Origin of the sequence: Butyrivibrio sp. MC2021 (genome assembly GCF_000621605.1) — a bacterium.
Classification (GTDB): Bacteria; Bacillota; Clostridia; order Lachnospirales; family Lachnospiraceae; genus Butyrivibrio.
Map to the genome: position 1 here is coordinate 462,321 of NZ_JHXX01000001.1, position 14,738 is coordinate 477,058.

At 43.8% G+C, this 14,738-nt stretch carries 11 protein-coding genes; all 11 read right to left on the reverse strand.

The window, feature by feature from the left end:
• Positions 1-3: 3 nt before the first annotated feature.
• Positions 4-765: a hypothetical protein gene (locus tag T359_RS0101880; protein ID WP_026516006.1), complete on the reverse strand. Its 762-nt coding sequence runs from the start codon at positions 763-765 to the stop codon at positions 4-6.
• Entirely contained in the window at positions 766-1,860 is a 1,095-nt protein-coding gene (locus T359_RS0101885) for a hypothetical protein (protein WP_155839950.1), read from the reverse strand. It abuts the gene before it with no gap.
• A 134-nt stretch (positions 1,861-1,994) separates the two neighbouring features.
• Positions 1,995-2,792: an MBL fold metallo-hydrolase gene (locus T359_RS0101890; RefSeq protein WP_026516008.1), complete on the reverse strand. Its 798-nt coding sequence runs from the start codon at positions 2,790-2,792 to the stop codon at positions 1,995-1,997.
• Positions 2,793-2,895: 103 nt separating this feature from the next.
• On the reverse strand, positions 2,896-5,064 hold the full coding sequence (locus tag T359_RS0101895) for a cell division protein FtsA (RefSeq protein ID WP_026516009.1): 2,169 nt from the start codon (positions 5,062-5,064) through the stop codon (positions 2,896-2,898).
• Positions 5,064-5,681, reverse strand: a complete 618-nt coding sequence (gene coaE / locus T359_RS0101900) for a dephospho-CoA kinase (RefSeq protein ID WP_242839023.1) — start codon at positions 5,679-5,681, stop codon at positions 5,064-5,066. Before coaE ends, T359_RS0101895 begins: the two co-directional genes overlap by 1 nt.
• 14 nt (positions 5,682-5,695) lie before the next feature.
• Entirely contained in the window at positions 5,696-7,897 is a 2,202-nt protein-coding gene (gene polA / locus T359_RS18975; RefSeq protein WP_026516011.1) for a DNA polymerase I, read from the reverse strand.
• A gap of 24 nt (positions 7,898-7,921) precedes the next feature.
• Complete coding sequence (locus T359_RS18980) at positions 7,922-8,248, reverse strand: anti-sigma factor family protein (protein WP_051544860.1); 327 nt, start codon at positions 8,246-8,248, stop codon at positions 7,922-7,924.
• Between the two features lie 150 nt (positions 8,249-8,398).
• The gene (locus tag T359_RS0101915; RefSeq protein ID WP_026516012.1) at positions 8,399-10,804 is read right to left on the reverse strand and encodes a ribonucleoside triphosphate reductase; all 2,406 of its coding nucleotides are present in this window, start codon (positions 10,802-10,804) and stop codon (positions 8,399-8,401) included.
• 183 nt (positions 10,805-10,987) lie between these two features.
• The gene (locus T359_RS0101920) at positions 10,988-11,677 is read right to left on the reverse strand and encodes an anaerobic ribonucleoside-triphosphate reductase activating protein (RefSeq protein WP_026516013.1); all 690 of its coding nucleotides are present in this window, start codon (positions 11,675-11,677) and stop codon (positions 10,988-10,990) included.
• A 94-nt stretch (positions 11,678-11,771) separates the two neighbouring features.
• Positions 11,772-13,139 carry an MFS transporter gene (locus T359_RS0101925; RefSeq protein ID WP_026516014.1) on the reverse strand — a complete coding sequence of 456 codons (1,368 nt, stop codon included), beginning with the start codon at positions 13,137-13,139 and terminating at the stop codon, positions 11,772-11,774.
• The gene (locus tag T359_RS0101930; RefSeq protein ID WP_026516015.1) at positions 13,139-14,611 is read right to left on the reverse strand and encodes a DUF6937 domain-containing protein; all 1,473 of its coding nucleotides are present in this window, start codon (positions 14,609-14,611) and stop codon (positions 13,139-13,141) included. Before T359_RS0101930 ends, T359_RS0101925 begins: the two co-directional genes overlap by 1 nt.
• Positions 14,612-14,738 lie beyond the last annotated feature (127 nt).

Consider the following 14,738-nt stretch of genomic DNA (forward strand, 5'->3'; position numbering starts at 1 on the left):
TTTTTATTCCCTGTTAAATCCGCTTATTTTTTCCAGTTCCTGCAGTAAATCAGCGATTGAAGCATAGTCTACAAGATGATTGTCAATATAGACTGTGTTATCGTGGGTAAGGTCAATAGTATAGAGTCCGGCGCCGTTCTTGTCATATAAAGAAATCCTGTACCAGAGTTCTCCGGTTTGTTCGGAATTATCCAAGAATTTTACTGAGGAAATACCCTTTTTGATAACATCCAGGTCACTTCCCTTAAAATCATATGAAACACCCTGTACAAAATTATTCTCGGTAGCCTCTCTGAAATCAGCTTTGGCTGTCTCTGAAGCCATTGAAAGATATTGGGCCCCCGGAGTTCTGTGATATCCTGACACATATCCGTGGTCCTGTTCCAGCTTTTTGCAAAAGCTCTTAAGACCTTCAGTACACTCTAAATAAACCTCATCCTTAATGTTGAGGTTGTAGGATGAATCAACCAAAAACTCGTATGCAGCATTGCCGTCAGCATCATAGCAAACCAGCTTGTAATTGCAGTGCATTCCTGTATTTCCCGGCTTCTGCTTAAGCTCTGGAAGTATTCCCATAAGCGAGCTGACCTCATTAATACTGAGCATTTCATTAAGTTCATCCGCATACATCCCGGAAACACAGTCCTCAAGACATACGCTATCTATTTTCCCTCTGTCAATCATTACACCCTTATTCTTAACACCACATGAAATCATAAATGCCATCAATACACCAATAGAAAGAATAACTAAAAACTTTTTCATTTATTTGGAATCCTTTATATCATACTTAAAGTATGCGTAGTCAAACTTGCATCCTGATTCATTGGGATCGATATAATACTTCTTTCCCCATGATGAAACGATGATAAGTCCATCATCCGTAAATCCTGTAACAGTCATAGCATGTTCGCCTGTGGGATCCTTAAGAGGATTGCCTGTTGCAGGGTCAATAAGATGGAAGTTACCGGTCTGCAAAATAATATGTCCATCATCATAATTATGGAAGTTCTCAGGAGTGATCTGTACAGAATTATCAACCTTGACACTTACACCCTTATCCCTGAGGTACAGCTCTGTTCTGTACTTTCTCATAGCCTCAGTGGTTCCCCAGCCCTGAGTAGCCGATGAGTCCTCACCGGGTTTATAAGTATCGATTCCGAAGAACCAGCTCGCATTGTGGTTATCTGTGGAAGCGTAAATATCAGTGATAAGCATGTTGTAATTCAGAGTTCCGTCAGGTTTATACATATCAAAACCGAATTTCTGTTTGAAAAGATCCTCTTTTCCCTTGAACTCCTCAAAAATAGTATTGGCAATGGCAACGTAGCCACAGCCCTCACTGTTAAGCTTGGTAAGATAGTCAGCCACCTGCTGATCTGTGGTCAGTTCAGGATGATATTTTCTGACAAGATCATAAAGATCATCCTTCTCATCTCCGGTAGCATTCATGGGACCATGCTGTTTGCCGCCATACTGCTCGCCGGTCTCAACGTCAAAGGGGCCGGGATTTGGTGAACATGCACCGCCTGCGCCGGTTCCGTTGCCGTTTCCGTTACCGGTTGTATAACCTTTTCCGTCAGCCTTACTAATATTCCCCATAATATTCTGCTCGGCTTTGGAATAGGTGTTACAGATAATTACAAGCTGATTGCCAAGATTCTGAGTTTCAACAGCTCTTTTCAGTGTCAGATCCGCACAGGCCTTGAGAGCCACATCAATAGCTGCACTTGTCAAAATGCCGGTGGCAATCTGTCCCCTGAGGCTTTCAATCTCAGCACTGTAATTTCTAAGTTCGTTTTGAGCATTGTCAAATATCATTGCATTGCTCTTACATTTAGTCGGTTCAATCGAAAACATATGCACTCTCCCATCCAATACTAGTTTTTTACTTACTAATATTTTTAGCATATTTTCTGATAAAAATGCTGATTTTCTGACGAAATGCACTTGAAATCGGACGAATGACATGTTTAGTAGCAAAAAAGCGTGAATCAGAACTCCAAAACAGGAGATAATTCAGATCTGTTTGCAACTATGAGAGGGAAATCATTTCCTCTGTAGGGATTGTCTCCCATTTCAATTTCCACACGAACAGTTTCATATGCAAGCTCAGGAAGATTATTTTCTTTGGATAAATGTCCCAGAAATATACCCTGCATCTTATCGTTAAGGAGTCTGCAAAGAAGCTCTCCGCTCTTATCATTGGAAAGATGGCCCTTGTCACCCAAAATACGTCTCTTAAGCTGATATGGATAGGGGCCTGTCTGGAGCATTCTCACATCATGGTTTGCCTCCAGCAAAAGGGCGTCGCAATCCTTCAGACAGTCCACAGTATACTCGGTATAGCACCCAAGGTCTGTGGCCACGCCCACCTTTTTGTCTCCGCAATAAATCCTGTATCCGCAGGGGTCCAGAGCATCATGAGATATCTTCATAGGATTGATGATCATATCTCCCACACTTACCTGTTTGTCTGCGATAACAGGAATAAAACGAGATTCTGTCATCTCATTTTTCTTATCGCTGCAGCGAATACCCTCAATGGTTCCTGCTGTGGCATAGATCGGAATATCATATTTTTTCAAAATGGTATGAAGCGCAGAAATGTGGTCCACATGCTCGTGGGTCACAAAGATAGCGCTGATATCTGAAAGGCCCAGATCAAGGCCCTTAAGTCCTTCTTCAATTCTCTTTTTGCTGACTCCCGCATCAACTAAAATGTGGGTGTTATCGGAACCCACGTAGGTGCAGTTACCACTGCTACCGCTGGCAATACTTGTAAAACGCATAAAAAAATAACTCCCTTAAAACAAAACTCAATTCATAATAACATAAAGAATCGGTCTGTGGTTTAAAATATTAACCACAGACCGCCCTATTGGTTAAATCATCTTACTTCCAGTATACTTCTATCTTATCTCCCTCATGGATCGGCTCCATGTAGTCCGGTGTAGCACCATTTAATATGGTCACTATGCTTCTTCCTTCCGGCTTGGACAGGTCAAAATCGATGGCATCAAATATATCCACAAATACATAATTGGCCTTGCCATGAAGGGTTACCGCATCATTATTGACTATCAGGTGAAGATCATGGGCCAAAATATTCTTTACCGGCTCCTGTTCTTCCTTCTCATAAACATTATCTTCATCGGGAAGCTCATCAAAGGTAACCTGACCTGCTTCATTTGTCTTGATCTTGAGGCTCTCATCAAGATCCTCATAGGATTCCTCGTTTTCCTGGCTGATGGCAACTTCATCGGCGGTCTGGAAATCCTTATAGTAGTCCATAATGGCCTCTTCAGGATCCTTGAACTCAACCTTGAAGTTCTCATATACAGGAGTTCCGGCATCTCCACGCTCATTGTTTACTATGATCACGGTGTCCTCAGTCAGCTCAATATCCATAAGCTCAGCTATCTGGGCTGCGGTATTGTAATCAAGGACCTTGACCTCATCACCGGGTTTGATATTGTAAAATCCGGTCTGAGCCTCGCCGTTAACCGTGGCATATCTGGAAGCTTCCACATTTTTGCCGTTAACATTGACGTTAAACTTGGTCTTAAACTCCGGAATACTCTCTATAGTAGCCTTGCCCGGTGCTCCCGCTGTAGAAGGAGTCACGTTAATGATATCGTTGGCATGGATTTTGGAATGAATATCCGCAGGCTTTCCGTTAAGCTTGATAACAGCGGCTTCTCCCGGCTCTCCTCTGGAGGTTCTCTCTTTTCCGTTGACGGTGAACTTCAGCTCCTCGCCTCTCTTAGGGAAAAGATCTTCATTTGGGAATGCCATCTGCATGGCAGCATCCACGATCTGCAGCTTGCCGTTGTCGTAGAGCTTGGTCTGGGTTCCGTTAAAGGATACGAAGATAAAGTTGTTGGCCTCTTCGTAATAACTTATACAGATACCAAGAGGTGTAACAAGAAGGGAATCCCTCTCTATTCCGTCGTTATTAAGGAAGGTTATATTCTTCATAACCTCTTCGCCTCTCAAGGCTACACGCTCTTCAGGAATGTTCATATCCTTGGCAATAGCCTGGGTATAACCCGGAACACATCCGCCACCGCCAACTACGAATACAGCGCTGACCGCCTTATCGCCGTTGAGCTTCATGATTTCATCAGTGGCTCTCTGAGCCATCTCATCCACCTTGGGCTTTATTATCCTGGAAATCTCTTCAGCTGTGATAATCTTCTGAAGTCCCATGATATCGGTATATTCAACCTGATCACTGTGGCTGGCTTTTATCTTGATCTCATCAGCGGAGTTAAAATCCACCAGACAGTGCTGGGCAATGATCTCTGTTATATCGTCTCCGGCTATGGGAAGCATTCCGTAGGCTGTGATGGAACCGTTATCTGTAACACAGATATCAGATGTTCCGGCGCCCACGTCAACCAGAGCAAGATTCAGCATCCTGAATCTGTCGGGAATAGCAACCATCATTGCGGCAATAGGCTCGAGAGTTAAGTTCGCAACATTAAGATCAGCTCTCTCGCAGGCCTTGTAAAGACCGTCAACACAGTCGTCAGGAAGGAAGGTTGCAATAAGCTCAACGCTAACCTGACCGGCTTTATGTCCCTCAAGATTGGCTATCTGATAGCCATCCAGGTAATAGTGCATTACAGAATATCCAACCAGATAAAACTTAAGGTTGGAGGTGTTTTTTTCAAGGAATTCAGCGTAGGCTTTTTCCACGGCAGAAGAATCAAGATTGTAGATATCCTCATCAGTTATGGTATGTCCCTCAGGATATTCATAGTCATAGCTGATCCTGACAGTGCGAAGCACACGGCCCGCTGCTGCTATACATACATCAGTCAGATGAATGTCTGTCATCTGCTCAAGCTTTTCCTTGACCACTCTGACAGTGGCACCGACTTTTCCGATGTCATGAATCTGTCCGTCAAGCATGGCTCTGGTCTGATGCGTCTCAACAGCCTGCGCGATTACATTGAACTTATTGTCGTTCATATAACCCACAGTACCAACAACACTTCTTGTTCCGATATCCAGTCCGAATACTATTTTCTGATCTGCCTGTTCCAAACTAGCCATCACACTCTCCAATCCCCAATTTTTTTGTCTATCTGCCCTGCGGCTAAAGAGAGATCGCCGCTGTTGTCAATTACGAATTCGCAGTGTTTCCTGAAAGTTTCATCATCAAGCTGTTTTCCAAAGATGTCAGTAATCTTCTCGTCCGAATAGCCTCTGGAATCTTTAAGTCTCTGCCTCCTTGCATCCTCAGATGCATATACATACCAGAGCTCATCGGCTATCCGGTCATATCCGTTCTCTATAAGGAGCGCCGCTTCTACAAAAACAAAATCGTGCTCCTGCTTTTCTTTTTCACTCTCTATAATATTAATAATAAAGGTATTTACTGCAGGATGCAAAATATTATTTACTGTTTTTAGTTTATTTTCATCATTAAAAATAGCAGATGCCATTTTTGCCTTATCGATCTCGCCGTCATCCCCCAGAATTCCTTCTCCCAGGAAAGCCACCAGCTCGTCATAGGCGGGATATCCCTTTTTCTTGATATCATTGGCAACATCATCCGAAAATATCACGACACAGTTGTAATTCCTGCTGATATAGTCAAGAACCGTGCTCTTCCCCGCACCGATTCCTCCTGTAATACCTATAATGTTTGTTTTTCCCTTAGTCAGCACTTTTTCATCCCCTATTATTTAGCTTCATACCAGTCGGTGCCTGTATGGCATTCAACCTCAAGGGGCACTGACAGCCTTGCTGCGTTCTCCATCTCCTGCTGCAAAAGAGCTGTAACCACATCCTTCTCATCAGGAGATGTCTCTATAACAAGTTCATCATGAATCTGCAGAATAAGCCTTGATTTAAGCTGTTCCTTCCTGAGTCTGAAAAAGACATTGATCATGGCAATCTTCATGATGTCTGCAGCGGTACCCTGAATAGGCGCATTCATGGCAACTCGCTCTCCAAACTGTCTCATATTGAAATTGCTCATCTTAAGCTCAGGGATAGGTCTTCTCCTGCCATATAAAGTGATGCTGTAGCCGGTGTTCTTGGCATCCTGGATGACCTTCTCCTGATATGCCTTAACTCCCGGATAGGTCTCAAAATACTTATCCATATATTCCTTGGCTTCAGACCTTGAAATGGAAAGATCCTGGGAAAGGCCGAAGGAACTGATTCCGTATACAATACCGAAGTTAACTGCCTTGGCGTTTCTCCTCTGAAGAGGTGTAACCTCATTAAGGGGCACATGGAACACCTTGGAAGCAGTAATGCTGTGGATATCCTCACCTTCATGGTATGCGCTGATAAGTCCATGATCCTCAGACATATGAGCAAGAATACGAAGCTCGATCTGTGAATAGTCAGCATCTGCAAATACATATCCATCCTTCGGAACAAAGACCTTGCGGATAAGTCTTCCAAGCTCTGTTCTCATGGGTATGTTCTGGAGATTGGGCTCAGTGGAGCTGATTCTTCCGGTAGCGGTAATTGTCTGATTAAAGCTGGTGTGTATCCTTCCGTCTTCTTCAATGAAGGCTGCCAGTCCATCGGCATAGGTGGATTTAAGCTTGGCAAGCCCTCGGTATTCCAGCACATCTGCCACAATGGGATAATCCGGAGCCAGCTTATCAAGAACATCCGCCGCTGTAGAATATCCGGACTTGGTCTTCTTCTCGGCAGGAAGTCCCAGTCTCTCAAAAAGTATCTCTCCCAGCTGCTTGGGTGAATTGATGTTGAACTCACAGCCTGCTGATTCATAAATCTTCTTTTCAAGCTCGGTAATTCTCACCTGGAGCTTGTCACCGTAGGCCTTAAGCTCATCTCTTCTTGCAATGATTCCCTCTTTCTCCATGGCAAAAAGGATGTATGAAAGGGGCATCTCTATCTCATAGAAAAGTCTGTCCATGCCTGTCTTAACCAGCTTCTTCCTGATAAGGGGCGCTGCCAAAAAGCAGGTGTAGGCCGCCTTGCAGGCATATTCGGAAAGAGCCTTTTCATCCGCATCTCTCAAGGGTTCCTTGCCAAAATAGTCCTCTTTTTTCTTAAGGGTGAGCTTGAGATATTCTGCGGAAATATCCTCTATTCTGTAGTCATTCTTAATGGGATTGTTTACATAGGCACCGATCAAAGTATCAAAGCATCTTGCTCCGTCAGTAATACTCTCGTCAGAAGTGTATCCAGCGGTTCTGGAACTGATCTCACAGGGCTCGAAAAATCTGTAACTCTCCTTGATATCAAAGGTTGCCAGGGGCGCCTCTTTACTTAATTCTGCAAGTTTTGTGCCAAGGTAGTTCTCAGTGATAAATCCCTGAACCGGAATAAAATACGCGCTTTCCTTGTCAAAACAAAGGGCAAGGCCAAGAAGTTCCTTATCCTTGGAACCGGTTTGTTTGTATTCTGTAATGGGAAAATAACCTGTAAAATTCTCAGATCCTCCACGGCCGTATTCCAATGCCTTAGAGAATATCTTTTCAACCTCATTAAGATCTGAGGTGATTTCAATCTTAAGATTAAAAGAAATGCCGCTCTTAACATTCCCCATAGGTGAGATATCAGAAAGCACTGCTGTAAGTCTCTCTTTAAGTTCATCGGAAACAGGCGCACCCTCTGCCTCAGCATCGGTTCCTGCAAGGCTCTCATCAACTTTCTTTAAAGCGGCCAATAGTCCTTCAGCCTGGCGCTTGATATCTGTGACCTCTTCTTTTTCATTTTCACAAAAGCTGATATATACGGTATCGTACTCTCCGGAGCCTATCATTCCCGATAGTTTAAACAAAGCACCGTAAAGCCCGTTAATTGCATTGCCTTCGCTGTCACAAAACACAGGCAGCGCGTAATAAGCATCTCTTATAAGTTTGGTTCCGTCTGTTACAAGTTTTCTTTCTGCCATAATTCCTCGATCATCAAGTAGTTTTTAATATAGTGCCACTGTCAGAATAACAGTAGCCACTGTCATTGCTGCCACCAAAAGTTCCAAAAGAAGGCTCACCGCCACCAGATATTTTCTGACTTTGAGCTTTTTCCTGGCATCCCTTAGCATATTATCCAGTTCTTCTTTCAGATTGAAAGTATTGCCGTCCTCAAGTCTCTTCATACCAACCAGTACAAGAAACTGGATGGTCAGCTCCTCTTTGCACTCCGGACATCTGTCCATATGCTTAAGAAACTCCGCAAGATCTCTGTTATCCAGATCATCCTCCAGAAACGGCGATATCATCTTTTCAGCATCTTTACAATTCATATAGGAAATCCCAATATATTGTGTATTAAAAAGTAATTAAAGTATCTATTTCTACAACATATAGAATACTACAAAAAGTGTACATTTACAATGAAAAACAGGAGGTTGAAGCAGTATCAAACCTCCTGTTACAGCCCATATTTACTTGATTTATGAAGCGAAGCTGTCCTTGATCCAGGCCTTGATGTCAGATACGCCGTGAAGCTTCTTAAAGCCATCACCGCTAGCGATTACAAGGGTAGGCGCCTGCATGATTCCAAACTTCTCCACAAGATCCGGATTCTCATTGGCATCCAGGGCCTTGTAGATAACACCTGCCTTATCAAGCATTGTTCCTGCTATAACACAGTTAGGACAGGTCTGGGTCTTAAAGAGCATTACAGTGTCAGCTGTAAGATTGTCAAGACTCTCACCGGCTTCCTTGTTGGACTTCTTAACAGCAGCCTCTACAAAGCTCTCTGTCTTGGGGCCCTGATGGGTAAGCTGTGACTTGCCGATATTGTAAACCTTTCTGTCCTTATATTCCTGAGCCTTGCCGTCATTCCAGTTGGCAACCGGTCTGTAATAACCTGTGATTCGGCTGTAAACCTCAGTCTTCTGTCCGCAGTGAGGACATACTGCCTGCTCACCATTAAGATAACCGTGTTCCTTACATACGGAATACGTAGGTGACATGGTGTAGTAAGGGAGCTTGTAATTCTCAGCTATCTTCTTTACAAGGCTTGCAGCAGCCTTCCAATCCGGAAGCTTCTCTCCCAGGAACGCATGGAATACAGTTCCTGAAGTATAAAGAGTCTGGAGCTCATCCTGAATATCAAGGGCTGAGAAAATATCCTCAGTGTAGCCAACAGGAAGGTGTGATGAATTTGTATAGTAAGGTGTTCCGTTCATGTTGGCTGTGATGATCTCAGGGAACTCCTCCTTGTCATGTTTGGCAAATCTGTAGGTGGTGGACTCAGCAGGGGTTGCCTCCAGGTTGTAGAGGTCGCCGTACTTCTCCTGATAATCGGAGAGGCGCTCTCTCATATGATTCAGCACATCCTTGGTAAACTGCTGGGTTCTTATATCGGTCATGTCTGCGCCGATCCACTTGGCATTAAGTCCAACCTCGTTCATACCGATAAGGCCGATGGTTGAAAAATGGTTGGCGAAGGTTCCCAGGTATCTCTTGGTGTAAGGGTAAAGTCCCTGATCCAGGAGCTTGGTGATAACCTGTCTCTTGGTGTGAAGGCTTCGTGCAGCGATGTCCATAAGATGGTCAAGTCTTGCATAGAAGTCCTTCTCATCTTCTGCCTGATAAGCAATCCTTGGCATGTTTATGGTAACAACACCGATAGATCCTGTGGACTCTCCGGAGCCGAAGAAGCCGCCGGATTTCTTGCGGAGCTCTCTAAGGTCGAGACGAAGTCTGCAGCACATGGAACGAACGTCTGAGGGCTCCATGTCTGAATTGATATAGTTTGAAAAATACGGTGTGCCGTACTTAGCTGTCATTTCGAACAAAAGCTTGTTGTTCTCTGTCTCACTCCAGTCAAAATCACTGGTAATGGAGTATGTGGGAATAGGATACTGGAAGCCTCTTCCGTTGGCATCGCCCTCGATCATGATCTCGATGAAGGCCTTGTTGACCATATCCATTTCCTTCTGGCAGTCGCCGTAGGTGAAGTCTACTTCCTTGCCACCTACGATGGCATTGAGGTTCTTAAGGTCATTAGGCACTGTCCAGTCAAGGGTTATGTTGGAGAAAGGTGCCTGTGTGCCCCAGCGGCTGGGGGTATTAACGCCATATACAAAGGACTGGATGCACTGCTTAACCTCGTGCTGATCCAGATTGTCAATCTTAACAAAAGGCGCAAGATAAGTGTCGAAGGATGAAAAAGCCTGTGCTCCTGCCCACTCATTCTGCATGATTCCCAGGAAGTTAACCATCTGGTTGCAAAGGGTTGAAAGATGGCATGCCGGGGATGATGTGATCTTGCCGGGGATTCCGCCCAGTCCTTCCTGAATAAGCTGCTTAAGACTCCAGCCTGCGCAGTAGCCTGTGAGCATTGAAAGATCATGGATGTGGATAGCTGCGCTTCTGTGGGCAGCTGCTATCTCCTCATCATATACTTCTGAAAGCCAGTAATTAGCTGTGATAGCTCCTGAATTAGACAGAATAAGTCCGCCTACAGAGTATGTAACTGTGGAGTTCTCCTTAACTCTCCAGTCATTGATCTTGAGATAGTCGTCCACAAGATCCTTGTAATTAAGAAGGGCAGAGTTAACGTTACGAACCTTCTCTCTCTGCTTACGATAGAGAATATAGGCCTTGGCAACGTCAGCATAGCCGGACTCGGAGAGAACCTTCTCCACGCTGTCCTGTATCTGTTCAACTGTGATTTTTCCATTAGAGATTTTGCTCTCGAAATCTGATGCAACACGGAGAGCAACAAGATCTATAACGCTTGAATGATAGTCTTTATCCAAAGCAACGAAAGCCTTGGTTATAGCCGCAGAAATCTTGCTGATGTCAAAGTCAGCGACCTTGCCATCACGTTTTACAACCTGATACATATGAACCCCCTTATTTAGAAAAAACAACACATTTCTTTCTCAATTATTTTGTTACAAATAGGGTAACATTAATACGGCGAATCGTCAATATATAGTAAATAAATAAATACAAAATACTATATATTGTGTTTTAGCATTAAAAAAGCGGCCCATAAAGCCGCTTAATTAACAGATAATGATGTCTCAAACGCCCCTGAGTCGGGCATTTGGCACATTTTTGGAAAGAACCACAAGATATTGTTTCAGCTCCTCTTTAGATGGCGGATTTAGCGTTTGGTCGGGCACGGTATCACGACAAGTGTACTGTTGGAGGAAATATTTTTTTGCTCCCCGGATCATCTCGCCTATTTCTTCAAAATCTTTTTCATCATGAAACTCTTTTACGACTGTGGTCCTGAACTCGTAGTCCCTGTCGCTGTTCATGAGGATATCGATACTTCTTCTGACAGGCTCTGTATCAAGTTTTGGAACTCCCACAGTGATTCCGTATTTTGTAAAAGAGTTCTTGATGTCCATGGCCACGTAGTCCACCAGGTGCTCTTCTATGAGGCTTAACAGCATCTCGGGATGATAGCCGTTGGTATCCAGCTTTACAAGAAATCCCATGGCTCTGATCCTTCTGATAAAATCAGGCAGTTCCCTATGAAGGCAGGGTTCTCCGCCGCTTATGGCAATGCCGTCCAGGATGCCCTTTCTTTTTCCCAAAAATGAAAAGAACTCCTCCTCTTCCATCAAAGGCCGGGCTGTGCCATCCACCAGCTCAAAATTATGGCAATAGGGGCACTTAAAATCACAGCCATTTAAAAATACTGTGGCCGCCACATGTTCCGGATAATCAAGGAGTGTCATTTTCTGTAAACCATAGATTTGCATATCAAACCTCTTCATTTACTTTTTTCTCTATAATTAATACTTTACCAAACAAAAAGGCGCTCCGTAAAGGAACGCCTTAAAAGGATCATAATAATCAGATCTCTTCGCTGCCCTTGAGCTCTTTGATTCTGCCAAGGAGCTTCTTCTCGTTATAAGCAAAGAATAAAACAGCACCGATGAAGCAGGTGATAAGAGCAACAACAGCAGTTGTTCTGTAGCTTGCCTTGGTCTGAGATACTGTGATGGATGTGAATACAACCATGGCAATAGCCTGTCCCATCTTGAAAGCAAAGGTACGAGCTGCAAAGAACATTCCGGATCTGTCCTCTCCGGTCTCAAGTCTTGTGCACTCAGCCACGTCAGCAACGCAGGCCTGAGGAAGGATACCAAGGATAGCCATAGGAACAGCTGCTACAACAGCTACGATAAAGCCCCAGTAAAGCCCCTTTCCGCAGATAGCTGTGATAAGGAATACAACGCAGTATCCAAAGAAACCGATGATAATAAGAGGCTTCTTGCCAAGTCTCTTGGCAAATACATTAACAAAAGGATAGAGACAAACGCTGACAAATGTCATTGTAGCTGTAAGTACAAAGGTCCATGAATCCTCAATCTCCATAAGCTGTGTCTCGTAGAATGCAAGACCTGTCTGGAAAAGAGTAAGCGCAAAGAAGTAAATAACGTCACTGTATACAAAGCGTCTGAACTGTCCGTTGGAGAAGGTGCTGATAAGTGACTTGAAAGGCTGTGTCTGGCTGGGCTTACTGTCAATATAATCGCGCTCATTGATATAGAAAGCAGGGAAAAGCATAGCAAGGCATGCGATACCGGCCATAATAGCTACAGCCATTCTGATTCCGCCGGCCTGTCCGAAGCTTCCTTCAAGAGCACCTGCAACGTTGGGAAGAAGGAATGAAATACTCTGACCAACGATGAATGTAAAGGAAATAAATGTTGATACATTGATCCTGTGCTGCTGTGTATCACCAAGCTCTGCGATAAGTGCGTTATAAGGCGTGCAGAACATGGTCATGAACAGATAAAATACCATCAGAAGGATGAATAAAAGTGTATCGTTAAGCATGATGTTCATGGTCTGAGGCACTGTGAAAAGAGCTATTGTGCAAAGAGCAAAAGGAATAGCCATAACACGCATGAAAGGAATTCTTCTGCCGCCCTTATAGTTCGCTCTGTCAGACCAGCCTGCGATAAGAGGATCTGTGATTGCATCAAAGATACGACCGCATGCAAGAACAAGTCCAAAAAGTGTCAGTTTAAATACAATAGGATGCTGAGTAATACCGTTTGCAAAAATACCGGTATTGGGATTAAGCTCACTGGGAGCTCCTGTGTAATAGTAAACCATCCAGTTGGATACGATACCTGAAAGAAGGCTCCATCCAAACTGTCCCAAAGCAAAGATCCACAGTAATTTGTTAGTAATAGGTTTAAGCTGCTTCATTAGTTCTTTTCCTCCTTGAGCTTCATCGCAAGCTCGATTACTTTTTTCGCCCCGTCATAAATACCTGATTTCTTGTTCTCTACAATTGCTTCACACATCTCGTCCAAAAGTCTTGTCTCAAGGAACTGATCAAGCATCTGAACAGTATGTGGAATATCCCTGCACTCCAGGGTTCCGTCGCCAATCTCTGCAGAGTGGATAGCTCCCCACATTTCATGCTTTCCTACTCTCTTGATAAAGAGCTTGGGAACAGGGTAAAATGCCAATTCGCTGGGCTTGGTCACCAGAACATCGGCACTTCTCATAAGAAGGTTGGTGGCATATACAGCCTCAAAGATGTTCTTATGATAGAAGCCATGAATTCCTGTAACTTCAGTATCCTCCAAAAGAGCGTTTTTTGCAAACTTAAGTGTATCATCCCAGTTGTCCATATGCTCTGTTTTAAGTGATGCCATTTCAGGAATTTCCTTAATAAGCTCATCCCATACGTTTCTGTAGTCTCCTACATTGACATAGAGAGCTGCCTTCTTATCCTTGATAAAAGGAATAAGGTGTCTGATGATCTCAGCAAAGATCTCCTTCTGAGCACCGGCTCCTCCGATGGTAAGAAGGAATCTCATGGGCTTACCGTTCTTCTTGCGGTTAAGTCTTGCCTCGCAGTCCTTCTCAATGTTGCTGACCAGTTCGTAGTCGATGTAATGGCCGGTATAAACAAGATCATCCTGAGGCATAGGCTTGCACACATTCTTCTTGTCCATTCCGTTGAGGATACGATATCCCATATATGCATTTCTGCACTGGATGGTATGAAGTGATCCTTCGGAGAGGTGAAGCGCCATTGGCCAGTTATCCGGGATTGCATTTATAACGTACTTCATGCCGGCATGAATAGCTGCCTGGGCAGGCCATACGTGGGTTGCAACCACAGGAATATCCTTGGGAACATTCTTGTAAACCGGTGCCATAAGCTCAGCGTTCTTCTGATCTTTGGCATTATATGAAAGAGCCCTGAAGCCCTCATAATTCGTGGGCTCCCATACCAATTTGTTAAAAATCGGATTCTTTGAGAGCCTTGAACCTAAAGAATAAAGATCATTCTGATGTCCTATAACCTTGGTACAGGTTGTCTCCGGATAGGAATTAAGATCCATCCAGTAAGGAGTATATCCAAGATGATGTGCATAGGAAGCAATTGCCATGGATATGCGGTAATGGCCAAAGCCCATGCGAATATTACCAACGATAATGCCCTTATCTCTGTCCATCTCTCCCTCAGAAGATTTCGTAGACACATGAACATTCTTAACACCCATAATCGGACCGATAACATCATTATCAGTAACATTTATCTTGTAATCTGCACCAGAATCATCCCCAAACTTTTTTATATAACTCTTCTTGGATTTAATAGCAGCCTTGTAATCCTTGTCCTTAACTATATTTCCAAAAATCACTTTTGCCCTCTCTGTCATTTCCCCATCCTTATCTGCCGGCAAAACGCCGAATCCAAACATTTACAATAAATAAAATAGCGCTTGGAAACTCACTTTATTTTTTCAAGTTTCCACGCTCTCATAATATATTAGAATGCACGAAAAA